The organism is Mesorhizobium sp. M0621, from assembly GCF_040320745.1.
In the GTDB taxonomy this organism is placed as follows: Bacteria; Pseudomonadota; Alphaproteobacteria; order Rhizobiales; family Rhizobiaceae; genus Mesorhizobium.
This window is the reverse complement of record NZ_JAMYQF010000001.1, coordinates 180433-204247: the sequence shown is the minus strand read 5'-3', so window position 1 is coordinate 204247 and position 23815 is coordinate 180433. Positions and strand designations below refer to the sequence as shown.

Here is a 23815-nt window from a genome sequence, read left to right as displayed (position 1 = left end):
CAAAATAGTCCGGAACGGTTTTTCAATGAGCGCTCATAGCGAAGAGGCCCCTGAATTGATAGAGGCGGCGCCGACCGTGCTGGTAGCGGGCGCGGATGCGGCCGGTCAGCGCCTCGACCAGTGGCTGGCGGCCAGCCTCGGTCCGGACATGTCGCGCAGCCGCGTGCAGATGCTGATCAGGCAGGGCGCGGTGAGCGTCAACGGCAAGCGCATCGACGAGACCAAGCGCAAGATGACGCGAGGCGAAAGCGTGTCGGTCATCATGCCGGAGCCGGAGCCGGCCGAACCGCAAGGCGAAAACATCGCGCTCGACGTCCTCTATGAGGACGACGAGCTGATCGTCATCAACAAGCCGGCGGGGCTTGTCGTGCATCCCGGCGCCGGCAACTGGACCGGCACGCTGGTCAACGCGCTGATCCATCATTGCGGCGACAGTCTTTCAGGTATCGGCGGCGTGCGCCGGCCGGGCATCGTGCACCGGCTCGACAAGGAGACCAGCGGCGTCATGGTGGTGGCCAAGACCGACCGCGCCCACAAGTCGCTGTCCGAAGCTTTCGCCGATCACGGCCTGACCGGCGATCTCGAACGCGCCTACCTCGCGCTGGTCTGGGGCATACCGCAGAGACCGACCGGAAAGGTCGATGCGCCGCTCGGCCGCGCCGCCGACCGCGTGCGCCGTGCCGTGGTGCCGGAAGGACGCGACGACGCCCGCCATGCGGTCACCCACTTTGCCGTGCAGGAGTGTTTCGGCCAGACACAACAGGAGTTCGCCACCGCAAGCCTGGTCGAATGTCGGCTCGAGACCGGCCGCACCCATCAGATCCGCGTCCACATGGCGCATATCGGCCATCCGGTGATCGGCGACCCCGACTATGGCCTGGCCTTCCGCACCAAGGCCAACCGGCTGCCCGAACCGCTGAAAAGTCAGGTCAAGGCATTTTCCCGGCAAGCTTTGCATGCCTGGCTCCTTGCATTTCGTCACCCCACTACCCATTTAACGATGAGGTTCGAGGCGCCTATACCGAGCGACATGGAGGAACTCGTAGGCGGCTTTCGCAAGCTCTGAACCTGCCCCAGAAAAACCTGAGCGGCATTGTTCACTTCAACGTGACACACTGTTTCGTGTTGAACAAATGCCTGTCTTTTCTGGTTTTGTTCCTGTATAACAACTGCGTCGCGAGCGAGCCATTTGGTGCTCGCGTCACATGCCCGCCGCGTTTCGGGGGCATCACTCCAATAGAGAGGGGGCGCTATCATGGCCCAGTCATTACCCAGTATCGTTTCCGGCGAAGGCGGCCTCAGCCGCTACCTGGAAGAAATCCGCCGCTTTCCCATGCTGCAGCCGCAGGAAGAGTACATGCTCGCCAAGCGTTACGCCGAGCATGAAGACACCTCCGCTGCGCATAAGCTCGTCACCAGCCACCTCAGGCTCGTCGCCAAGATCGCCATGGGCTATCGAGGCTACGGCCTGCCGATCGGCGAAGTGATCTCGGAAGGCAATGTCGGCCTGATGCAGGCCGTCAAGAAATTCGAACCCGAGCGCGGCTTCCGCCTCGCGACCTATGCCATGTGGTGGATCAAGGCCTCGATCCAGGAGTACATCCTGCGCTCGTGGAGCCTGGTCAAGATGGGCACGACAGCCAATCAGAAGCGCCTGTTCTTCAACCTGCGCAAGGTGAAGGGCAAGATCCAGGCGCTCGACGACGGCGACTTGAAGCCCGACCAGATCGCCGAGATCGCCACCAGGCTGAACGTTTCCGAAGCCGAAGTGGTGTCGATGAACCGCCGCCTGTCCGGCGACGCCTCGCTCAACGCCCCGATCCGGGCGAGCGAAGGCGAGTCCGGCGAATGGCAGGACTGGCTGGTCGACGACCACGAAAGCCAGGAAGAGATGCTGATCGAGCAGGACGAGCTGGAGAACCGGCGCGGCATGCTGTCGGGCGCTCTTGCGGTGCTCAACGAGCGCGAGCGGCGCATCTTCGAGGCCCGTCGCCTTGCCGAGGAGCCGCTGACGCTGGAAGAGCTGTCGTCCGAGTTCGACATCAGCCGCGAGCGCGTGCGCCAGATCGAGGTGCGCGCCTTCGAGAAGGTACAGGACGCGGTCAAGGCCGCCGCCAAGCGCCAGACCCAGGCGCTGCGCACCATCGAGGCCCAGCCGGCGGCGTAAAGCCGGGATAGGTAATGAAAACATCAAAGGCGGCGCCAGGAAACTGTCGCCGTTTTTCTCTTGTGGGTTCTGCCTTCGCGATTGGCGCTTCCTCGCCCTCGCAACGCGGGGGAGAGGTGGCTCGGGCGAAGCCCGAGACGGAGAGGGGGCAGCGCGGCGGTTGGGGGTTTGCTCATTCACTGGTTCCCAAGCCCGCTTCTCGCTATGTGCCTTGTCTCGATCCGGCATTGACTTCGCGGACGTCGCTCCCCTCTCCGTCTCGGCTACGCCGAGCCACCTCTCCCCACTACGTGGGGCGAGGAACCCAGATTCTGAAAGGCACGGCGATCGGCAAAGCTCCTCAAAGCCCATCCAGCGGAAACTTCAAATACCGTCGGCCATTCGCCTCGGGCTCCGGCAGCCGTCCGCCATTCATGTTGACCTGCAGCGCATGCAGGATCAGCCGCGGCATCGGCAACGTCCTGTCACGAGCCTCTCGCAAGGCGACGAAATCGGCCTCGCTGCGCGCGGCGGCAAGATGGATGTTGGTCGCCTTCTGTGTGGCGACCGTGCTTTCCCATAAGGGCTCACGGCCGCCGGCCTGATAATCATGGCCGACGAAGACGCGCGTCTCGTCCGGCAGCGCCAGGATATCCTGGATCGAGCGCCAGAGCCGCGCGGCGCTGCCGCCGGGAAAATCCGTCCTCGCCGTGCCGCTGTCGGGCATGAACAGTGTATCGTGGACAAAGGCGGCATCGCCGACCACATAGGTGATCGAGGCCAACGTGTGCCCGGGCGAGAACAGCACCTTGACCGGAAGTGTGCCGACCTGAAAGGTTTCGCCTTCCGCAAAAAGCCTGTCCCACTGCGAACCGTCGGCGGGAAAATCCGGCCAGTTGTAGATCGCCTTCCACAGTTTCTGGACGCCGACGACCCTGTCGCCGATCGCCGTCGGCGCACCGGTCTTCTCTCTCAGATAATGCGCCGCCGAGAAATGGTCGGCATGCGGATGGGTGTCGAGGATCCATTCGACGCTCAGCCCCTGCTCGCCGATGAAATCGAGTAGGACATCGGCGTTCGTTGTTGCCGTGGCGCCGGATCTCTCGTCGAAATCGAGGATCGGATCGATGATGGCGCATCGCTTCGTCGCCTGGTCGGCGACGACATACTGAATGGCCCCGGTCGGCTTGTCGTAGAAGCCGCTGACCTGTGGCCTGGCCAAAGCTACGTCCAATTTCGGCTTCCCCAACCCTCGGTCCAACCCTCGGCTCGCAGAAATGATTTTCTCTGACTGCACCCGAGAAGAGCATGGTTGTCCGCTCGGGCGGCCCAGTCAAGTTTCATTTCGCTCGCAGCGGCGAGAAAGCCAAAAACTGTTCCGAAGCGATCAGGCGGATGGCTGCTTGGTCTTCCTGAGATAGGGCAGGATGGTCTCATAAGCGCCGAAACGCTTGATCGCATCCTCGTTGGAAACGGCGGCGGTGATGATGACGTCCTCGCCTTGCTTCCAGTTCGCCGGCGTCGCCACCTGATGCTTGGCGGTCAGCTGCATGGAATCGACCGCGCGCAGGATCTCGTCGAAGTTGCGGCCCGTAGTCATCGGGTAGGTCAGCACCAGCTTGATCTTCTTGTCCGGCCCGATGACGTAGACCGAGCGCACGGTGGCGTTGTCGGCCGGCGTGCGGCCTTCCGACGTTTCACCGGCACCGGCGGGCAGCATGTCATAGAGCTTGGCGACCTTGAGGTCCTTGTCGCCGATCAGCGGATACTGCACCGTTTGGCCAGTCGCCGTCTTGATGTCGGCCTGCCACTTGTCATGGCTCGCGACCGGATCGACCGAAATGCCGATGATCTTGACGTTGCGCTTCTTGAACTCACCCTCCAGCCCAGCCATCGCGCCAAGCTCGGTCGTACAGACCGGCGTGAAGTTCTTCGGGTGGCTGAACAGGATCGCCCAGCCGTCACCGATCCATTCATGGAAGTTGATCGTCCCTTGCGTGGTCTCGGCGGTGAAATCCGGCGCGATATCGTTGATACGAAGGCTCATGGCACATCTCCCCTGTAAACAGATTCCGCCAGAAGCAAGCGGCGGCAAATCATGGCCGCCATCACATGTCCACGCTCCGGCAATCGCCGCATATTAGCGCAAAAATTGCGGCCGCGAGATAATATCAAACTCTTGTCGGCGGCAGAGCGAGAATTTTCATGCTGCCGGGGGCAACGCCAGCGGACGAGAGCTGTGGTTTGAACTCGAAGTGCGCGCTGCCTCAGGTCTTGTTGACCGCCAGGGTCGCCGTCAGGTCTTCCATGCGCTGTGCCAGCGCGCCAAGCGCGTTGGTCAGCACGCTGTCGTTCTTGTCGGCCTTGGTCAGCGCATCGTCGCGCGTCTTGCGCAAGGTCAGCACTTCGGTTTCCATGCCCTTGACGCGTTTCTGCAGCTCCGAAAGCTCGTCCATCACCATGATGCCGGCCATCACCGTCAGCCGCTGGTCGCCGATCTCGCCAAAGGAGTCCTTCAGATGCGAGACATAGCGGTCGAAACGTTCGGCAAGGTCGATCAGATGCTCTTCCTGGCCCTCGTCGCAGGCCATCCGATACTGTTTGCCGTCGATGGAAACGGTGACTTGAGCCATGAGCCTACCTGTCCAGCCCCCTACCTGTCCAACACAGCGCGGATGGTTTCCATGGCGGTCACCAGCCGTCGCGACACTTCCTTGTTGGCGTCTTCCAGCCGTTCGGCGCGTGCTTCGGAATTGTCGAGTTCCTGCGCCAGCCGGGAGCGATCGGCATTCATCCGCTGCACTTCGGCCTCGGCTTCCGAGTAATCGCGTTCATGCTCAAGCTTGGCCGCGACGGCGTTTTCCAGCCCCTCAATGGCCTTGCCCAGCCTGGCGATAACTTCCTTGAGTGTGGCTTCCCCGGTCATGGCCTTCGTCCTGTGCCCTGCCCATCACCGAATCGTTCGCGTTCAGAACGCGTTATCCAGGAAACATTAGGCACCGGGTGAAGGCAACGTCAACAAAGCTCTCGCGACTGTCCCCTGCTAACGCTAATGTAGACCCGCTGCCGGCATCACAAGACCGGCAAATGTGCACCCGATTTGTTGACTAAAAGCGCGCGCCTGCTATGTGTCGCGCACCCTTTTCAAGGGCTCTCCCAAGCCCCCAAACCCCCACTTCTGGAGGAACCATGACGTCGCGTGAACAACATGACCGGATGGCCAATGCGATCCGCTTTCTCTCCATGGACGCCGTCGAGAAGGCAAATTCCGGCCATCCCGGCCTGCCCATGGGCTGCGCCGACATCGCCACGGTGCTGTTCACGCGCTTCCTGAAATATGATTCCAAGGCCCCGCACTGGGCCGACCGCGACCGTTTCATCCTGTCGGCCGGCCATGGCTCGATGCTGCTCTATTCGCTGTTGCATCTGACCGGCTACGAAGACATGACAATCGACCAGATCAAGCACTTCCGCCAGTTGGGCTCGAAGACCGCCGGACACCCCGAATACGGCCATGCCACCGGCATCGAGACGACGACCGGACCGCTCGGCCAGGGCCTCGCCAATTCGGTCGGCTTCGCGCTCGGGGAACGCATCATGAACGCGGCATTCGGCAATGACCTCGTCGATCACTACACCTATGTGCTCGCCGGCGACGGCTGCCTGATGGAAGGTGTTTCCCAGGAAGCCATCGCGCTTGCCGGCCACCTCAAGCTTAACAAGCTGATCGTCTTCTGGGACAACAACAACATCTCGATCGACGGTCCGGTGTCGCTGTCCGACAATACCGATCAGGTCGCCCGCTTCCAGGCCTCCGGCTGGAACGCCAGCCATATCGACGGCACCGATCCGGAAGCCATCGCCTATGCCATCGAAGCCGCCCGTCATTCCGACAAGCCGACGATGATCGCCTGCAAGACGACCATTGGCTTCGGCGCGCCGACCAAGGCCGGCACCAACAAGGCGCACGGTTCGCCGCTCGGTGCCGACGAGATCGCCGGCGCACGGAAGTTCTTCAACTGGGATTCGCCGCCCTTCGAGATTCCGGCTGACATCCTCGACGCCTGGCGCTCCGCCGGCAGAGCCGGCGTCAAGGCGCGCACAGACTGGGAAGGCCGCCTGGCCAAGGCCGACGCAAAGCTGAAGGCCGAGTTCGAGCGCCGTATCGATGGCAAGCTGCCGTCCAATTTCGACGCCGTCATTGCCGACTACAAGAAGAAGCTCTCTGCCGACAAGCCGAAGGTCGCCACCCGCAAATCGTCCGAGATGGCGCTGGAAGTCATCAACGGCGCCGTGCCCGAGACCATCGGCGGTTCGGCCGACCTGACCGGCTCCAACAACACCAAGACCAGCCAGACCAAGAACATCACATCAGACGACTACGGCCAGCGCTATGTCCACTACGGCATCCGTGAGCACGGCATGGCCGCCGCTATCAACGGCCTGACATTGCATGGCGGTCTGATCGCCTATGGCGGCACCTTCCTTTGCTTTTCCGATTATGCCCGTCCGTCGATGCGGCTTTCCTCGCTGATGGGCATCCGCTCGATCTTCGTCATGACCCATGATTCAATCGGTCTGGGCGAAGACGGTCCGACCCACCAGCCGGTCGAACATCTGGCCGCATTGCGCGCTATCCCCAACCACAATGTCTTCCGGCCGGCCGATGCGGTCGAGGCCGCCGAATGCTGGCAGTTGGCGATCGAGTCGGAAAAGACGCCGTCGACCTTGGCGCTGACTCGCCAGAACCTGCCGACGGTGCGCACCGAATTCGTCGCCGATAATCTCAGCGGCCGGGGCGCCTATGAACTGGCCGCAGCCAGCGGCGAGGCGGCGGTGACGATCTTCGCCACCGGCTCCGAGGTCGAGATCGCGCTCGGCGCCCGCGACCTGCTGGAAAAGCATGGCCATCCCACCCGTGTCGTCTCGGTTCCCTGCTTCGAACTGTTCGACAGGCAGGGCGACGACTACCGCAAGAAGACGATCGGCAACGCGCCGGTGAAAATGGCGATCGAAGCCGGCATCCGCCAGGGCTGGGATCATTTCATCGGTTCCGACGGCATCTTCGTCGGCATGACCGGCTTCGGCGCTTCGGGCACGATCGAGCAACTCTATCCGCATTTCGGCATTACCGCCGAAGCGGCGGCCAACGCGGCGGAAGCCCGCCTGCATACCAAGTAGGTTCAGAGTTCGGCGAAACCGTGCAAAGCGGTTTTCGCCGGACTGGCCCAACCTAATCGATTTAAATCCACGTCGCCGCGGCTGGATTCTTTCCGCTTCCGCCGCTATGAAACTGCGGACCCATCGTCTGCCCTCAGCTCCCAGGGAGAGAATAATGACCGTCAGAGTTGCAATCAACGGATTCGGCCGCATCGGCCGCAACATCCTGCGCGCCATCCATGAATCCGGCCGCAGGGACATCGACGTCGTCGCCGTCAACGATCTCGGCCCGGTCGAGACGAATGCGCACCTGTTGCGCTACGACAGCGTGCATGGCCGCTTCCCGCACGAAGTTTCGGTGTCCGGCGACCAGATCACCGTCGGCAAGGAGACGTTCAAGGTCACCGCCATCAAGGATCCGACGCAGCTGCCGTGGAAGGAACTGGGCATCGACATCGCGCTCGAATGCACCGGCATCTTCACCGCCCGCGACAAGGCGGCCGCGCATCTGACCGCCGGCGCCAAGCGCGTCATCGTCTCGGCCCCGGCCGAAGGCGCCGACCTCACAGTCGTCTACGGCATCAACCACGACCAGCTGACCAAGGACCACATCGTCATCTCGAATGCCTCGTGCACCACCAACTGCCTGGCGCCGCTTGCAGCCGTGCTGCACGAGACGGTCGGCATCGAAAAGGGCATGATGACGACGATCCATTCCTACACCGGCGACCAGCCGACGCTGGACACCATGCACAAGGATCTCTACCGCGCCCGCGCCGCGGCCCTGTCGCAGATCCCGACCTCGACCGGCGCCGCCAAGGCGATCGGCCTGGTGCTCCCTGATCTCAAGGGCAAGCTCGACGGCATCTCGATCCGTGTGCCGACCCCGAACGTCTCGGTCGTCGACTTCAAGTTCATTGCCAAGCGTTCGACCACGGTGCAGGAGATCAACGACGCGGTGATCGCCGCCTCCAACGGCAAGCTCAAGGGTATCCTCGGCGTCACCCATCACCCAAACGTCTCGATCGACTTCAACCACGATCCGCGCTCCTCGATCGTTGCGCTCGACCAGACCAAGGTGATGGACGGCAACTTCGTTTCGGTGCTGTCCTGGTACGACAATGAATGGGGTTTCTCCAACCGCATGGGCGATACAGCAGTCGCCTTCGGCAAGACCATCGCCTGATCGCAAAGCTTTCTTTTCGAGACCAGAAACGCCCGGCTTTGTCCGGGCGTTTTTCATGAGGGCGGCTTGCGCCTTCACAATTGGTGCCTGAGCGCCAAAACATCCGAAAATCAGCAGCATAGAGCAAAAAACCACCCCGCTGCCTTGCACTGGTCATGTCTTCGCCCCACTCTGCCGTGAAGCGAGAGAAAGAGGAATTCGAGGGGCAAATCACGGATGGAGCACGCGATCTATCTCGTCACGCTGGTCGGTACAGCGCTTGTCGTCGCCGCCGCCTTTTCGAGCCTGATCGCCTTCCGCTTCGGCGCCCCTCTTCTGCTCCTGTTTCTTTGCATTGGCCTGGCCACCGGCACCGACGGTCTCGGCATCCAGTTCGACAACGCCCGCATCGCCTATTTTGCCGGCTCACTGGCGCTGGCCGTTATCCTGTTCGATTCCGGGTTCGGCACGCCGCTCAACGCCTTGCGGCAGGCTGCGGGCCCGGCTCTGTCGCTGGCGACCTTCGGCGTGCTTGTCACGACCGGCCTGTTCGGCGCCGCCGCCCACTATCTGCTCCACCTCACCTGGCTGGAATCCTTCCTGCTCGGCGCCGCCGTCGCCTCCACCGATGCCGCGGCCGTGTTCTTCCTGTTGCGCGCCGGCGAGATCAATCTGCGCGAACGCGTGCGTTCGACGCTCGAGGTGGAATCCGGCACCAACGACCCGATTGCCATCTTCCTGACCATCACCCTGGTCGAGATCATCGCCGCCCATGCCAACCCCGAGACCAATGTCCTGGTCACCAGCCTGTTCCTCGGCTTCCTGCTCAACATGGGCCTCGGCGCCGTCGTCGGCGTGCTCGGCGGCCTCGCCATCGTGCGCCTCGTCGACCGGCTCAATCTCGATCACGGCCTGCTGCCGATCTTCGTGCTGACCTTGTCGCTGATGGTTTTTGCCGCCGCCGGCGCCATTGGCGGCTCGGGCTTCCTGGCGGTCTATATCGCCGGCCTCATCGCCGGCAATTCCGACATCCGCGCTGTCACCATCCTCAAGCGCTTCCAGGACGGCATGTCGTGGCTGGCGCAGATCATCATGTTCCTCATCCTCGGCCTGTTCGCGACGCCATCGCAGTTTCCGGCGATCATGGTGCCGGCGGTGCTGCTCGGCCTGTTCCTGATGTTCGTGGCACGGCCGATCGCGGTCTGGCTGTGCCTGATCCCGTTCCGTCTGCCGCGCCCCGAAGTCGCCTTCGTCTCCTGGGTCGGCCTGCGCGGTGCGGTGTCGATCCTGCTCGCCATCACCCCGCTGCTCGGCGGCCTGGAAAACGGCCGCGTCATCTTCAACACCGCCTTCATCATCGTGCTGGTGTCGCTGGTCATCCAGGGCTGGACGGTCGGACCGCTGGCCCGCCGGCTCGGCCTGATCGTCCCGGCCCGCCTTGGCCCGCTGGACAAGGTTGAACTGGAATTACCGGGCTCGGCCCACCACGAGCTTCTTGCCTATCGCGTCGCCCCCGGCAGCCCGGTGGCGCGCGGCGAGCGCATACCGCGCTGGGCACGGCCTTCGCTGGTGCTGCGTGACGGCCGCTCGATGCGCTTTCAGGACATGGGCCGGCTCGCCGCCGGCGACCAGGTCTACATCTTCGTGCCGGACCGTTATCCGCGCCTGCTCGACAAGCTGTTCGCCAGCCGCGCCGTGGTCGATCCCGAGGACGCCGATTTCTTCGGTGCCTTCGCCGTCGATCCGGCACGCTCCGCCGCCGAACTGGAAGCGGCCTATGCGCCCGGCCTCACCGACGCGGAGCAGCAACTGACCGTCGGCGCGCTGGTCACGGCGCGGCTCGGCGGCCATGCGGAATATGCCGACCGCGTGCTGATCGGCCCGATCGAGCTGATCGTTCGCGACGTCGACGACAAGGGCAAGATCACAGGCCTCGGCCTTTCGTTCGAGCCGACCGCGCCGGTGGCGCGGGTGCCGGTTTTCCTCAGCGCCGGCGAAATCGCCGACCGTCTCTCCACCTTCATCCGCAACTGGCGCAAGCCGACCCAGACGAAGATGACCGAGGCGCGGGCGGACGAGAAACCGACGCCGGAACCCGCGCCTGAAAAGGCGGCACCCGGAAACTGACAGCTTCGATTGTGAGCGCTGCCCTTAATCCGCTCACGGCACAAAATCGTGCCGGCTTCGAAAATTCGTTTCGAAGCCGGGCTCAAGCCTTGCATCATCATCGATGCGAGGTATGGTCCCGGCGATTTTCCACGGAAAGGAACCCGCATGGCCGCCTTCAAGACACTCGACGATATCGGCAACATCAGCGGCAAGCGCGTGCTGGTGCGCGTCGACCTCAACGTGCCTGTCGCCGAGGGCAAGGTCACCGACGCCACCCGCATCGAACGCATCGCGCCGACCATCGCCGAACTGTCCGCCAAGGGCGCCAAGGTCATCCTGCTTGCGCATTTCGGCCGGCCCAAGGATGGCCCCTCGCCTGAATTCTCGCTGGAGCCTATAGCCAGGGCAACGGCTGACGTGCTCGGCCGCCCCGTCGGCTTCGCCAGTGACTGCGTCGGCGACACCGCGGCAAGCGCCGTCGCCGCCATGAACAAGGGCGATGTGCTGCTGCTTGAAAACACCCGCTTCTACAAGGCCGAGGAAAAGAACGATCCGGCCTTCAGCGAAAAGCTTGCCGCCAATGGCGACATCTTCGTCAACGACGCCTTTTCCGCCGCGCACCGCGCCCATTCGTCGACCGAGGGGCTGGCGCATCTGCTGCCGGCCTTTGCCGGCCGCACCATGCAGGCCGAACTCGAAGCTCTGGAGAAGGGTCTGGGCAATCCTGTCCGCCCGGTTGTCGCCATTGTCGGCGGCGCCAAGGTCTCGACCAAGATCGACCTGCTGATGAACCTGGTGAAGAAGGTCGACGCACTCGTCATCGGCGGCGGCATGGCCAACACCTTCCTTGCGGCGCGCGGCACCGATGTCGGCAAATCATTGTGCGAGCATGATCTGGCCACGACCGCCAAGCAGATCATGATCGAGGCCGCCGAGGCCGGCTGCGCCATCATCCTGCCGGTCGACGGCGTCGTCGCCAAGGAATTCAAGGCGGGCGCGGCCTGCGAGACCGTCGCCATCTCGAACGTGCCGTCCGACGGCATGATCCTCGATGTCGGCGCCAAAACCGTGACGACCATCGGCGAATGGATCGACCGCGCCGCGACGCTGGTCTGGAACGGCCCGCTCGGCGCCTTCGAGATCGCACCCTTCGACCATGCGACGGTGGCGGCGGCAAAGCACGCGGCTCAGCGCACCGCGGCCGGCAAGCTGGTCTCCGTTGCCGGCGGCGGCGATACGGTGGCGGCGCTCAACCATGCAGGCGTCGCCGACGACTTCACCTATGTCTCGACCGCCGGCGGCGCCTTCCTGGAATGGATGGAAGGCAAGCCGCTGCCCGGCGTCGATGTGCTGAAACGCTAGACGCGCTTGGCGTCGCGGAACGCGGGAACCGGATAAGCCGATCAACACATGGAGAACGGGCAGGGTCGCCCGAGACTTTCAATCGATTCGAGCTTTCCGATGCCATTCCTTTGGCGGTAGACTTCCGTTAAGCGCGGAACGAACCCTTCAGGAGAAGCAGAATGAGCGAACGTCTCGAAGACATTGCCGCCGCGATCGTCGCCGATGGCAAGGGCCTGCTGGCCGCCGACGAAAGTTCCGGCACCATCAAGAAGCGCTTCGACGTCATCGGCGTCGAATCGACCGCCGACAGCCGCCGCGACTACCGCGAGATGATGTTCCGCACCAGGGACGCGATGACCCGGTACATTTCCGGCGTCATCCTCTACGACGAGACGATCCGCCAGAAAGCCGCCGACGGCACGCCGCTGGTCGACATCATCAAGGCGGCCGGCGCCATCCCCGGCATCAAGGTCGACGCCGGCGCCAAGCCTCTGGCCGGCTTTCCCGGCGACACCATCACCGAGGGCCTCGACGGCCTGCGTGAGCGCCTTGCCGACTACTACAAGCTCGGCGCCCGCTTCGCCAAATGGCGCGCGGTGATCGACATCGACATCGGCAAGGGCGTGCCCTCGGCCAATTCGATCGGTTCGAACGCCCACGCACTCGCCCGCTATGCGGCTCTTTGCCAGGAGGCGGGCATCGTGCCGATCGTCGAGCCGGAAGTGCTGATGGACGGCGCACACGACATCGACACCTGCTACGACATCTCGAAGGCCACGCTGATCAAGCTCTACGACGAGCTCCATGCCGCGCGCGTCGTGCTCGAAGGCACCATCCTGAAGCCCAACATGGTGCTGGCCGGCAAGAAATCGGGCAAGGTGAGCAGCCCGGAAGAAGTCGCGGAAAAGACCATAAAACTGTTTCGCCAGACCGTACCGGCAGCCGTGCCGGGCATCGCCTTCCTCTCCGGCGGCCAGGGGGACGAGGAGGCGACCGCCAACCTCAACGCCATCAACGCCATCGGCCCGCATCCGTGGAAGCTGACCTTCTCCTACGGCCGCGCGCTGCAGGCCGCGCCGCAGAAAGCCTGGAGCGGCAAGGCGTCGAACGTTGCCGCCGGCCAGGCCGCCTTCACCCATCGCGCCCATATGAACCACCTGGCGGCGCTTGGAAAATGGAAGGCGAGCCTGGAACAGGCTGCCTGATTGCAGTCCTTCCGTCTTCCTTCGAACCCGGGCCGATGCGCCCGGGTTTTTTGTTTGCGGCTTGGCCGGACTTGGGGCGGAGCCTCGTCGTCCCTATCTGCCAATCGGCGCGCTGGAGCATGATCCCGAAAAGTGGAATCCGGTTTTCTCTGACAAGCGGAAACCGTTTGTCAGAGATCATGCTCAAACAAACAGCCGGCGATGTCGGTTTGCGCCTGCCCCGAACGTCCTTGGGGATGACAGACAGGGAGAGTTTCATGCATCGCAACAAGGTCGTTTCGCGCGAAGACTGGTTCCAGGCGCACAAGGCGCATCTGGCGCGCGAGAAGGAACTGACACGGCTTCGTGAGCGGATCGCGGCTGAGCGGCGTGAACTGCCCTGGCTGAAGATCAGGAAGGACTATGTCTTCGAGACCGAGCAAGGACCGAGGAAACTGGCCGATCTGTTTGCCAACAACAGCCAGCTGATCGTCTATCACTTCATGTTCGGGCCGGGTTGCAGCCATCATTGCCAAGGCTGCTCATTCCTTGCCGACCATATCGACGGCGCCAATCAGCACCTCAGGCATCACGACGTGTCGCTGGTCGTGGTTTCGCGCGCGCCGCTGGCGGAACTTCTGCCCTACAAGCAGCGCATGGGCTGGAAATTCGACTGGGTGTCGTCCTATGCCTCGGATTTCAACTTCGACATGCAGGTTTCCTTCACCGACAGGCAGATCGCCGCCGGCGACACCACCTACAATTTCGAGACCCGTCCCCGGACCTCCAAGGAGCTTCCCGGCACCAGTGTTTTCTACAGGGACGAGAACGGCGACATCTTCCTCACCTTCCTGTCGCGCGCCCGCGGCGGCGAGGCGCTGATCGGCACCTATGACTATCTCGACATGACGCCGAAGGGCCGCAACGAAAACGGCCCGTATCACAGTTTGATGGACTGGGTGCGGCTGCACGACGAATATCAGGAAGGTCGGGCGGCAAAGCCGAATTGCTGCGACTGAAGCCTTTCAACCGAGCACATACCTGCGCTAAGTCTGCCGCTGATCGTTTAACGGTATTGTCATGCGCCTCCCGGCCCTCCTCACCTGGCTCGCCTTCCCTGTCTATATCTGGCAGGGCCTCGGCGTGAGACGCCGCACCACGCGCATGCTGCCGGCTCAGGGGCCGGTCATGCACGAAATCGCCGGCATAGCGCCGGCGATCTCGCTTCTGGTGTTGGGCGATTCCTCCGCCGCTTCGGTCGGCATCGGCAATTCGGAAAACGGGCTTGCCGCGCAACTCGCCGTGCTGATTTGGCAGAGCACAGGCCGCGCCGTGCGCTGGCGCGCCGCCGGCTTCAATTCGGCGACGTCTGGCCAGATCCGCGACCATGTCCTGCCCAATCTGTCGGCCGATGCATGGACGCATATCGTGCTGGCCATCGGCACCAATGACACCAAGAATTTTCACTCGGTGCCGCGCTTCAAGAAGGAGTTCGGCGGCCTGCTCTACGCGCTGCGCGCCAAATGGCCGGAAGCGCGCGTGGTGTGGTCGCCCGTGCTGGAGTTCACGCGGGCGCCGGCCATGCCGCCGCTGCTCGGAAAAATTCTTGAAATCCGCGCCACCGAAATGAACCGGATGGGTGAACGCCTTTGCCTGGAGCGCGGCGCGGTGCCGGCGCCGCGCCTGCCGATCACAAATCCTGAGGCCGGTTTTGCCTCCGACGGCTTTCACGCCTCGGAAGCCGGCTACCGCGCCTGGGCCGAACATCTCGTCGGTCCGGTGCTGGCCATCTGAAGGGCTGGTAGTAGCTGGCCTCGCCCGATGCGAGGCCTATGTCCAGTGCCCAAGCACGGCTGTTATGGAAATCGCCGCCATCGCCAGCAGCGCCAGCTTCCAGAAGTCGCTGCGCCGTTTCAGACCGGGCCAGCCGAGCGGCTTGATCAGCTGAATGACCATGATGCCAACAATGACGAGCGCGAGGAGTTTCGACATGCCGCCTTTGACCAGCAACGCGGCCGGCTGTCAAAGCACCTCGTTCGTTGCCTGAGAAAGAATGGGCGTCGCGATCCCGAACCGGAACGCGGCGCCCGCCCTTGACCGGGAGACGGTCTACTTCAGCGGCTTGAGGCCGGCCTCGATCGAGGCGCGCTTCGGTTCGAGGAACGGCGGCAGGGCGAGGCTTTCACCCAGCGTTTCCAGCGGCTCGTCAGCGGTGAAGCCCGGCCCGTCGGTGGCGATCTCGAACAGGATGCCGTTCGGCTCGCGGAAATAGAGCGAGCGGAAGTAATAGCGTTCTACCTCGCCGCTCGAAGGCAGCCGGAATTCGGCCAGCCGCGCCGTCCATTGATGCAGCGTCTCCTGGTCCGGCGCCCTGAAGGCCACATGGTGAACCGCACCCGCGCCTTGCCGTGCCGGCGCCAGTCCCGGCTGCACCAGAACATGCAATTCCGCCGCAGGCCCGCCCTTGCCCATTTCGAAGACGTGAACCTGGCCCTCCGGCGAAGCATACTCGCGTGCCTTGCGCATGTTCATCACCCTGGTCACCACCGCCTCGGTGTTGGTGATATCAGGGACGCTGATGACGATCGGCCCGAGCCCGCGGATCTGGTGCTCGGTCGGCACCGGGCTCTGCGCCCAGGGATGGCTGTCGCCCTTGCCGCCGTCGCTGATGAGCCGCAGGCGCTGGCCCTCCGGGTCCTCGAAATCCAGACTGGGGTAGCCGCCGATGTCGGCGATCTCTCCTGTTACGATGCCTTCGTCTGCCAAGTGCTGCTTCCACCAGGCAAGGCTCTCCTGGCTACGGACTCTGAGGCTGGTCCGCGCAATGCTGTGGGTACCGCGCCGCTCCCGTCCGACCGGCCAGTCGAAGAAGGTGAGATCGGTGCCCGGTGTGGCTTCGCCATCGGCATAGAAGAGATGGTAGGCCGAGGTATCGTCCTGGTTTACGGTCTTCTTGACCAGCCGCAGACCCAGCACCTTCGTGTAGAAGTGAAGATTGCCCGGCGCATTGGCGGTGATCGCGGTCAGATGGTGGATACCTGTCAGTTGCAAGCTCATGGGTCGTCTCCCTGTTTGGAGAAGAATTTTCTCCCTTCATATCAGAACTGCGGCCACGTCGCTGAAGGCCTGCCTATCCGGACGGTCCGTCGCCGCAGAATGAACAATAGCGTCTCGATTTAATTGCCTCGGTGAACAATTGCATAGCTGTGGCCCTGCCGCGGGCAGAATGCGATGCAGCGAAAGCGATGCTTTCCTCGGGCGAGCGCGGCGGCCGAACTATCATCGCATGCCCTGCCATCCTCCTGACAGACTGCTGTCAGGAGGGGTATGCGATAGTGTCTCCATCAGAAGAGAGGAGACCAGCCATGAACGGTTTTACCATTTTGCGCGGTATGCAGCACTATGCCGGCAAGATCCGGACGATGCGCAACGAGATCCGCACCCGGCGGCTCATGAACTCGCTGCCAGCGGACATTCGCAAGGATATCGGCTGGCCGGATATGTATGCCGACCGTGGCTTTCGCGGCAATTGAGACGAATTTTTCGACCCTGCGGTTGGATGTGGGCGCTGCGACGCCCAGATAAGAAACCAAATAGCAGGTTTGGCGCGCGAGGGATGGAGCGAGCTTATGCCCGAACAGAAGACAATCGGCTTTCTTTTCATCGAAGGTTTTGCCGACTGGGAGTACGGGCTGCTGGCGGCTTCTGCGGTCGAATGGTTCGGCGCCCGCGCCGTATCGCTAGCGCCTGACGGCAAGCCGGTGACCGGCATCAGCGGCTTTCGGCTGACGCCTGACCGTTCGGCCGAGGCGGATGAGAATACCGATCTCGACGCCATCGCCGTCATCGGCTCCGATCTGTGGTTCGGCAAGGCGCCGCCGGATGCGGCGGAACTGCTTACCGCCATTGCGTCGCGCGGCGGCATGGTCGGCGGTATCTGCGCCGGCACGCTGGCACTGGCCCGTGCCGGCCTGTTCGAGAAAGCCAGGCACACCAGCAATGGTCGCGACTGGATCAACGATCATGAGGCCGGCTATGCCGGCGACAGCAATTATCAGGATGTGCCGTATGCCGTGGCTGACGGCAAAATTGTTTCCGCGCCCGGTTCGGCGCCAGGCACCTTCGCGCTCGCCTTTCTCAACGCACTCTATCCAGAAAGAGGCAGCGACCTCGCCCAGATGCGAACGCTGTTCGCCAAGGAGTATGCTGAAGCCTCCTGACAGTATGCTGTCAGGAGGGGCGTGCGATGGTGCGAGTATCAGACACTGCGCATCGGCGGTCGAAAGGACGATCGATGAAGAGTTGGAACGGCAGATTGGACACACCAGGCATCAACGGCGCGCGCACGATGGCCGGCGCCGTCGAAGGTCAGCCGATGCTGCGTGCGTTGCGCACGCCGCTCGCCGTCGAGCATGGCGCCGAAGTGACATGTCCGGTCACCATAGGCTATCATCTGCGTACCCCTTTCTGGCGCGTGCTTGATGCGTAGACGTCGACAACGAGTAAAATGTCCTTCGGCGCGGAATTCGTCGCCACGCAGCGCAAGCGCGAAGGGCTGAAGCCGTAATGCATGTCATCTGAAAGTGGATCCGGTCTCGGAGCCACGCCATGCATGGGAACAACACTGGGGAAGCAAACGATGCGCCGCGCCGACAGGCTCTTTCAGATCGTGCAGCATCTGCGTGGTGGCCGTCTGGTCACCGCGCAGAAGCTCGGCACGTGGCTCGAGGTTTCCGAGCGAACCATCTACCGCGACATTGCCGACCTGCAGTCGACCGGCGTGCCGATCGACGGCGAGGCCGGCGTTGGCTATATGATGAGGGAGGGTTTCGACCTTCCGCCGCTGATGTTCACGCGTGACGAGATCGTCGCGCTGGTTGCCGGCGCCCGCATGGTGCGCGCCTTTGGCGGCGCTGCCATGGCGCGCGCCGCCGATGAGGCACTGGTCAAGATCGGTGCCGTGCTGCCCGACGCCGAAAAGGACCGCATCGCCCGCACCGAGATCCATACGCCGATGTGGGTGGTCAGCGACGCCGCCCGCGAGGCGATCGACCTGATCGAGCGCGCGGTCGAAAAGCGCCAGGTGCTGACCATCGACTACTCGGACGAGGCCGGCCGCGGCACCGCCCGCGATATCCGCCCGCTTGGCTTGTGGTTCTGGGGCAAGGTGTGGACGCTGGTCGCCTGGTGCGAGATGCGCGATGATTTTCGTGCCTTCCGCATCGATCGCATCGCCTCGGTGGTCATCGCCGGCCGCATCTTCAAACCGGAGCGCGGCAAGCAGCTTGCCGACTTCTATCGGGCGGTGGAGCGCAGCGAGGATTACGGCATGGCCCCGGACCGCGCCGCGCGCAGCTGAGAAAACGGCACAAAAAAGCCCGCTCGAAGCGGGCTTTTTTCATAGGGCGTGCGACGTCTCACTCGTCGTCGTCATTGTCCGTGTTCTTCGACTTCAGCGCCGAGAGCTTGGCGAACACGGCGTTGGCATCGAGTTCGGCATCCTCGTCCTTCGGTTTCTCGGGAGCCGGCACCAGCCGCTCGGTCAAGGCCGCCGGCAACAACGTGTCACCGACCGGCTGCGCCTGTTCGCGACCGCGCGAGGCGCGATTGACTTCCATGTCGAGGTCGATCTGCGACGCAAGGCCCAGCGTCACCGGGTCCATCGGCTGCAGATTGGCCGAGTTCCAGTGCTTGCGCTCGCGGATCTGCTCGATCGTCGACTTGGTGGTGCCGACGAGGCGCGAGATCTGCGCGTCCTTGAGTTCGGGATGGTTGCGCACCAGCCAGAGAATTGCATTCGGCCGGTCCTGGCGCTTCGAAAGCGGCGTGTAGCGCGGACCCTTGCGCTTGGATTCGGGTACCCGCACCTTGGGATCCGAAAGCTTGAGGCGCTGGTTCGGGTCTTTCTCGGCGCGCGCGATCTCGTCGCGGGTCAGCTGGCCGGTCATGATCGGGTCCATGCCCTTGATGCCTTGCGCCGATTCGCCGTCGGCGATCGCCTTGACCTCGAGCGGATGCAGCCCGCAGAACTGCGCGATCTGCTCGAAGGAAAGCGCGGTGTTGTCGACCAGCCAGACGGCGGTCGCCTTGGGCATAAGCAGCGTATTGGCCATTTAAAAAATCCTTCTCGTTCGCCCGCGTTCCCGCGCGGGCGGTGGTTTAGAGCCACCAAAATGGGAAATTCGCGGCCTGTATAACCGTTCCATTGTTGTTTCGCAATGTTTTTGGAAGCAACGGCAGGGCAACGAACTCGGGTTAACGGGTTCCTTCGGAGCCTTCGCCGGCGCGTTGGCTGACGGAAACGAAAAACCCGCCTGTGCGGCGGGTCACTGGCGCAAATCAGCACCATGGACGAATATGTACCATAGCTGAGGGCACGGAGTCAAGAAAAAATTCCTATCGTGAAAAGCTGCCGGCACAAAAGCTGCCGACACCGCCGAACTGGCTGTCGCCAGGGCACTCGCGCCATTGCCGCGAGCGAAACTGCGCCCAAAACGACAAAACCCGCCGGACAGGGTCCAGCGGGCTCGGAACCGGCGACGGCAAAACCGTCTGCTTCGGCTCTTGCTTCTACGGCATGGTCCGCTCTTTGGAGCGGACCATGCTCAAATCAGATGGCCCTGCGGGCTATCTTTTCGATATCGCCACGGTTGATGCCGAGATCGCTGAGCTGACGTGCGTTGAGGCGGTTCAGTTCGCGCACGGTCTCGTTGTACATGCGCCAGTTACGGTAAGCACGGATCGGGTTCATGGTAGTCCTCCAAGGATTGCTCGTTTCGATGATGCTCAAATAGTCATCATCGATGAGGACTTGAATGGCTGATTTTGCATAGCAATGATGCAAATGCTGCATTGCAGCATTAAGCTTCTGTTCATCTTGTAGGCAGTGAGGCGCACACTCGGGACGTGTCGAGATCCAAGCGATGCCGGCCTAGCCGACGTCGAGCACGATCTTGCCGATATGCTCGCCGTCTTCCATGCGCTCATGCGCCCGCCAGGCTTCGCTGAGCGGGAAGATCATGTCCATGACGGGAGCGACCTTGCGGGTACCGAGCAACGGCCACACCTGCGCTTCCAGCGCCGCCGCGATCGCCGCCTTGAACTCCACGGTGCGCGGCCTCAGCGTGGAACCGGTGTGGACAAGCCGCTTGACCATGATCTTCGAAAAGTCCGCGCTTGCGACAGCACCGGCCTGCACGGCGATCTGGACGATACGGCCTTCGACCGCCGCGGCCTCGTAGTTGCGCGCCACGTAGTCGCCGCCGACCATGTCGAGGATGACATTGGCGCCCTTGCCGCCCGTTGCCTCCTTCACCGCGGCAACGAAATCACCCTCGCGATAGTTGATCGCGCGGTCGGCGCCGAGCTTCAGGCAGGCGTCGCATTTCTCCTTGCTGCCGGCGGTGGTGATGACATAGGCGCCGAAGGCCGAGGCAAGCTGGATTGCCGTCGTGCCGATGCCGGACGAACCGCCATGGACGAGCAGCGTCTCGCCGCGCTTCAGGCCGCCGCGCTCGAACACATTGTGCCAGACGGTGAAGTAGTTTTCCGGCACGGCCGCGGCTTCGGTGTGGGTGAAACCGGCCGGCAGCGGCAGCACGCTGCCGGCATGAACCTTGACATACTCGGCATAGCCGCCACCGGGCGTCAGCGCGCAGACGCGGTCGCCGATGCGCCAGCGCGATATGTCATCGCCAACGGCCGCCACTTCGCCCGACGCCTCGAGGCCCGGCAGGTCCGACGCGCCGGGCGGCGGCGGATAGGCGCCCTTGCGCTGCTGGATATCGGGCCGGTTGACGCCGGCGGCATGCACCTTGATCAGGATCTCGCCGGGACCGGGCTGCGGCACGTCGCGCGTTTCCGGCTTCAGCACCCTTGGGCCGCCCGGCTCCGAGATCGCGATGGCCGTCATTCTTGCCGGAATTTTCTGTCCGTTCGCCATGACATTTCCCGTCTTTCCTCGCCGTTACCCGATCGGCTGTTTGCATCGACGCCCCTGCCCTATGTATGCTGATTGCCAAATCAGGCAAATGGCCAAATCAGGGAGGAGCGACGATGGCGATCTTCGACGACGAACCCAAGAAGGCGCGCCCGCACGAGATCGGGCAGGACCTCTCGCTGCTTTCCGTTGGCGAGTTGTCGGAACGCATCGGCATCTTGCGCGACGAGATCGCCAGGCTGGAGGCCGAGCTGAAGGCCAAGGACACCACCAAATCGGCTGCCGAGGCGCTGTTCCGCCGCGGATAGAAGCGCGGGCGCAAAAGCCCGCCGCCGAAAAACCCGAATGCGATTGTCTTCAGACCCAGCGCCCCTGTCACACATGAGCCGGATCAAACAATGTTCGCAACCTACCGTCCGATCCTCTCGCTGCTTCGCGGCACCGCCTTCCTGCTGGCGGCGTCTGGATTGCACGGGCTGCTGCTGCCCCTGCGCGGTCAGCTGGAAGGCTTCTCGACCGCATCGCTCGGCCTGATGGGCACGGCCTGGGCCGGCGGCTTCGTCACCGGCTGCTTCTTCGCGCCGCGCATCGTGCGCCGCGCGGGCCACGTGCGCGCCTTCGGCGCCTTTGCCGCGTCGGGCGCCATCGTGGCGCTGCTCACCGGCCTGATCATCGACGAATATGTCTGGATCCTGCTGCGCGCCTTCACCGGCTTCACCATGGCCGGCGCCTTCATGGTCATCGAAAGCTGGCTGAACGAGAAGGCCACCAACGAGAATCGCGGCACCGTCTTCGGCCTCTACATGATGGTCACCTATGCCTCGATCATGGGCGGGCAGATGATCGTCGCCGGCGGCGACGTGAAATCGGCGTCGCTGTTCATGATCACCGGCATCCTGTTTTGCCTGTCGCTCATTCCGACCGCGGTCTCGACCGCCTCCCACCCCAAGCCGCTGCAGGATGTCTCGCTCGACGTCAAAGGCCTTTATGCCAATTCGCCGGTTTCGGCGGTCGCCTGCGTGTTGATCGGCATTGCCAACGGGGCCTGGGGCACGCTTGGCGCGGTCTACGGCGCCCGTATCGGCATCTCCACGGCCGAGATCGCCCTGATGATGAGCCTTGTGGTCGTTGCCGGTGCCGCCATGCAGCTTCCCGCCGGGCGTCTGTCCGACAAGACCGACCGGCGTTTCGTGCTGGCGGGTGCCGCCTTCGGCGCGGCCTTGTTCGCGCTCCTGATCTTCCTGTTCGAGCCACGCTCCGGCGTCTTTGTCATCGTCTTCACCGCAGCCTATGGCGCCTTCGCCTACACGCTCTATTCGATCGCCGTGGCGCATGCCAACGACCACGCGCGCTCGGAGGATTTCGTCAAGGTGTCGGGCGGCCTGTTGCTGCTCTACGGCTTCGGCACGATGATCGGACCCTTGCTGGCCGCCGCCCTGATGGGCTGGATGCGCCCGGAAGGCCTGTTCCTGGCGACCGCCTTCGCGCATCTTTGCCTGGCGGGCTATACGCTGCTGCGCATCAGCCGCCGTGCTCCGGTGCCGATCGGCGATCGTGACGCCTTCAAGACGCAACCGGCCGACCGTTCGGTGACACCGGAAGCATTGCGGCTTGATCCCAGAAGAAAAGCAGAAGCAGACGGTTGAGATTCGAAAGGCTTTGCCTCACTAATACAGGCATGATGTTTTCCGACGCCTTCATGGCGATTGCCGATCCCAATCGGCGCCATCTTCTGGAAGAACTTCGCCGCGGCCCGAAAACCGTCACCGAACTGGCCGCCGGCTTGCCGGTTTCACGCCCGGCCGTCTCGCAACATCTGAAAGTGCTGCTCGATGCCGGCCTGGTCAACGCCAAGCCGGAAGGGACGAGGCGCGTCTATGCGGTGAGCAACAACGGCTTCCTCAAACTCAACATCTGGCTCGATCAATTCTGGGACGCCTGACCCGTTCGGCCAGCCGCAACACGCGCTGCGAAGATCAAGCTTCGCTGCGCAAGAAGGCGCCCCGCTCGGTCAGCACCAGCCGCATGCGGGCGGGGTCGTGCAGCATCGCGATCAGCCGTTGTTGTAGGGAAAGAACTTGAAGTAAGGCTGCGCCTCCTCGATCGCCCGGGCGAAGGAAGGCCGCTGCAGCAGCCGGTCGTGATAGCGCTTCACGGCCGGGTAGTTGTCGCCGAACGGCTCGACCTTGTTGGCATAGAACAGCGCGGGGGATGCCGCGCAATCGGCCATGGTGAAGGCGTCGCCCATCGCCCAGGTCCTGGAGAGCATCTCCTGCTCGATGATGGCGTAGGAAGTGCGCAGTTGGGCACGAGCCTGCTCGACGCCGAACGGATCGGTCTTGTCCTGCGGCCGTAGCCTGTCACCGACAATCTTCTGCATCGGCTCCTGCACATAAAAATCATAGAAGCGATCGGTTTGGCGGATCGCCAGCGCCAGGTCGATGTCGGCGGGAACGAGGTCGACCGGCCCCGGATAGTGCGCGGCCAGATATTCGACGACGATGGTCGATTCCAGCACTGTGCGGTCGCGCGCATCGTCGCGCAGCGCCGGCATCTTGCCGGTCGGCGAAATCTTCAGGAAGGCCGCGCGCGACTCGGCATCGCCGAGATCAACAATGACCGGCGAGAACGGCGTGCCGTTCTCGTACAGCGCGATCAGCGGCTTCCAGCAGAAGGAGGCCAGCGGATGGAAATGGAGTGTCAGGGACATGTCTTGCTCGTCGGTCTCGTGGTTCATCGATGGCCGGCGCCGTGCTGCCAACCGGAGG

At 63.3% G+C, this 23815-nt stretch carries 26 protein-coding genes; 16 read left to right on the top strand and 10 right to left on the bottom strand.

The features are described 5' to 3' along the window. Positions 1–25 precede the first annotated feature (25 nt). Together NKI38_RS01075 and rpoH are read left to right on the top strand one after the other, a co-directional pair. Positions 26–1066 (top strand): RluA family pseudouridine synthase, encoded by a 1041-nt coding sequence (locus NKI38_RS01075; RefSeq protein WP_352654059.1) that lies wholly within the window; start codon positions 26–28, stop codon positions 1064–1066. 189 nt (positions 1067–1255) lie between these two features. Beyond that, complete coding sequence (gene rpoH / locus NKI38_RS01070) at positions 1256–2167, top strand: RNA polymerase sigma factor RpoH (protein ID WP_013529255.1); 912 nt, start codon at positions 1256–1258, stop codon at positions 2165–2167. A 340-nt stretch (positions 2168–2507) separates the two neighbouring features. Here rpoH and NKI38_RS01065 read toward each other — a convergent pair whose 3' ends face one another. The 4 genes from NKI38_RS01065 to NKI38_RS01050 all read right to left on the bottom strand — a co-directional run bounded on the left by NKI38_RS01065 (position 2508) and on the right by NKI38_RS01050 (position 5072). Beyond that, entirely contained in the window at positions 2508–3380 is an 873-nt protein-coding gene (locus NKI38_RS01065) for an MBL fold metallo-hydrolase (protein WP_352654057.1), read from the bottom strand. A gap of 153 nt (positions 3381–3533) precedes the next feature. Then, complete coding sequence (locus tag NKI38_RS01060; RefSeq protein WP_352654055.1) at positions 3534–4193, bottom strand: peroxiredoxin; 660 nt, start codon at positions 4191–4193, stop codon at positions 3534–3536. Positions 4194–4413: 220 nt separating this feature from the next. Then, the gene (locus tag NKI38_RS01055) at positions 4414–4779 is read right to left on the bottom strand and encodes a cell division protein ZapA (RefSeq protein ID WP_352632778.1); all 366 of its coding nucleotides are present in this window, start codon (positions 4777–4779) and stop codon (positions 4414–4416) included. A 20-nt stretch (positions 4780–4799) separates the two neighbouring features. Then, the gene (locus NKI38_RS01050) at positions 4800–5072 is read right to left on the bottom strand and encodes a DUF4164 domain-containing protein (protein ID WP_013529251.1); all 273 of its coding nucleotides are present in this window, start codon (positions 5070–5072) and stop codon (positions 4800–4802) included. Positions 5073–5335: 263 nt separating this feature from the next. Between NKI38_RS01050 and tkt the strand changes: the two genes are divergently transcribed. The 7 genes from tkt (at position 5336) to NKI38_RS01015 (ending at position 14902) form a co-directional block, all read left to right on the top strand. Then, positions 5336–7327: a transketolase gene (tkt, locus tag NKI38_RS01045; protein ID WP_352654053.1), complete on the top strand. Its 1992-nt coding sequence runs from the start codon at positions 5336–5338 to the stop codon at positions 7325–7327. A gap of 154 nt (positions 7328–7481) precedes the next feature. Next, a complete protein-coding gene (gene gap / locus NKI38_RS01040) occupies positions 7482–8492 on the top strand; it encodes a type I glyceraldehyde-3-phosphate dehydrogenase (RefSeq protein WP_352654051.1) in 1011 nt (336 codons plus the stop codon). A gap of 216 nt (positions 8493–8708) precedes the next feature. Next, entirely contained in the window at positions 8709–10598 is a 1890-nt protein-coding gene (locus tag NKI38_RS01035) for a potassium/proton antiporter (RefSeq protein ID WP_352654049.1), read from the top strand. 147 nt (positions 10599–10745) lie between these two features. Beyond that, positions 10746–11942, top strand: a complete 1197-nt coding sequence (locus NKI38_RS01030; RefSeq protein WP_352654047.1) for a phosphoglycerate kinase — start codon at positions 10746–10748, stop codon at positions 11940–11942. Between the two features lie 161 nt (positions 11943–12103). Beyond that, positions 12104–13129, top strand: coding sequence for a class I fructose-bisphosphate aldolase (locus NKI38_RS01025; RefSeq protein ID WP_352654045.1), 1026 nt, complete (start codon positions 12104–12106; stop codon positions 13127–13129). A 257-nt stretch (positions 13130–13386) separates the two neighbouring features. Next, a complete protein-coding gene (locus tag NKI38_RS01020) occupies positions 13387–14127 on the top strand; it encodes a DUF899 domain-containing protein (protein ID WP_352654043.1) in 741 nt (246 codons plus the stop codon). A gap of 61 nt (positions 14128–14188) precedes the next feature. Beyond that, positions 14189–14902, top strand: coding sequence for an SGNH/GDSL hydrolase family protein (locus NKI38_RS01015; protein ID WP_352654041.1), 714 nt, complete (start codon positions 14189–14191; stop codon positions 14900–14902). A 36-nt stretch (positions 14903–14938) separates the two neighbouring features. Here the strand turns inward: NKI38_RS01015 and NKI38_RS01010 are convergent, their stop codons facing one another. Together NKI38_RS01010 and NKI38_RS01005 are read right to left on the bottom strand one after the other, a co-directional pair. Further along, positions 14939–15100, bottom strand: coding sequence for a hypothetical protein (locus NKI38_RS01010; RefSeq protein ID WP_082525434.1), 162 nt, complete (start codon positions 15098–15100; stop codon positions 14939–14941). A gap of 117 nt (positions 15101–15217) precedes the next feature. Then, positions 15218–16165, bottom strand: coding sequence for a ring-cleaving dioxygenase (locus NKI38_RS01005; RefSeq protein WP_352654039.1), 948 nt, complete (start codon positions 16163–16165; stop codon positions 15218–15220). Positions 16166–16473: 308 nt separating this feature from the next. On the opposite strand from NKI38_RS01005, the gene NKI38_RS01000 reads away from it, so the two are divergent. From NKI38_RS01000 to NKI38_RS00985, 4 genes are all read left to right on the top strand, one after another. Further along, positions 16474–16641, top strand: coding sequence for a hypothetical protein (locus NKI38_RS01000; RefSeq protein WP_352654037.1), 168 nt, complete (start codon positions 16474–16476; stop codon positions 16639–16641). A 96-nt stretch (positions 16642–16737) separates the two neighbouring features. Further along, positions 16738–17328, top strand: a complete 591-nt coding sequence (locus tag NKI38_RS00995) for a DJ-1/PfpI family protein (protein WP_352654035.1) — start codon at positions 16738–16740, stop codon at positions 17326–17328. A gap of 74 nt (positions 17329–17402) precedes the next feature. Then, complete coding sequence (locus tag NKI38_RS00990; protein WP_352654033.1) at positions 17403–17597, top strand: hypothetical protein; 195 nt, start codon at positions 17403–17405, stop codon at positions 17595–17597. Positions 17598–17747: 150 nt separating this feature from the next. Then, entirely contained in the window at positions 17748–18467 is a 720-nt protein-coding gene (locus NKI38_RS00985; RefSeq protein WP_013529238.1) for a helix-turn-helix transcriptional regulator, read from the top strand. A gap of 58 nt (positions 18468–18525) precedes the next feature. Here NKI38_RS00985 and NKI38_RS00980 read toward each other — a convergent pair whose 3' ends face one another. From NKI38_RS00980 to NKI38_RS00970, 3 genes are all read right to left on the bottom strand, one after another. After that, entirely contained in the window at positions 18526–19221 is a 696-nt protein-coding gene (locus NKI38_RS00980; RefSeq protein ID WP_023810957.1) for a DUF1013 domain-containing protein, read from the bottom strand. A gap of 497 nt (positions 19222–19718) precedes the next feature. Continuing rightward, on the bottom strand, positions 19719–19859 hold the full coding sequence (locus NKI38_RS00975; RefSeq protein WP_352654031.1) for a DUF1127 domain-containing protein: 141 nt from the start codon (positions 19857–19859) through the stop codon (positions 19719–19721). A 180-nt stretch (positions 19860–20039) separates the two neighbouring features. Next, complete coding sequence (locus NKI38_RS00970; protein WP_352654029.1) at positions 20040–21050, bottom strand: NAD(P)H-quinone oxidoreductase; 1011 nt, start codon at positions 21048–21050, stop codon at positions 20040–20042. Between the two features lie 113 nt (positions 21051–21163). Between NKI38_RS00970 and NKI38_RS00965 the strand changes: the two genes are divergently transcribed. From NKI38_RS00965 to NKI38_RS00955, 3 genes are all read left to right on the top strand, one after another. Next, positions 21164–21355: a DUF1192 domain-containing protein gene (locus NKI38_RS00965; protein ID WP_023757432.1), complete on the top strand. Its 192-nt coding sequence runs from the start codon at positions 21164–21166 to the stop codon at positions 21353–21355. 90 nt (positions 21356–21445) lie between these two features. Then, the gene (locus NKI38_RS00960; RefSeq protein ID WP_352654027.1) at positions 21446–22693 is read left to right on the top strand and encodes an MFS transporter; all 1248 of its coding nucleotides are present in this window, start codon (positions 21446–21448) and stop codon (positions 22691–22693) included. Between the two features lie 32 nt (positions 22694–22725). Further along, positions 22726–22989, top strand: coding sequence for an ArsR/SmtB family transcription factor (locus NKI38_RS00955; protein WP_352654025.1), 264 nt, complete (start codon positions 22726–22728; stop codon positions 22987–22989). A gap of 111 nt (positions 22990–23100) precedes the next feature. Here the strand turns inward: NKI38_RS00955 and NKI38_RS00950 are convergent, their stop codons facing one another. Continuing rightward, entirely contained in the window at positions 23101–23757 is a 657-nt protein-coding gene (locus tag NKI38_RS00950) for a glutathione S-transferase family protein (protein ID WP_352654023.1), read from the bottom strand. Positions 23758–23815 lie beyond the last annotated feature (58 nt).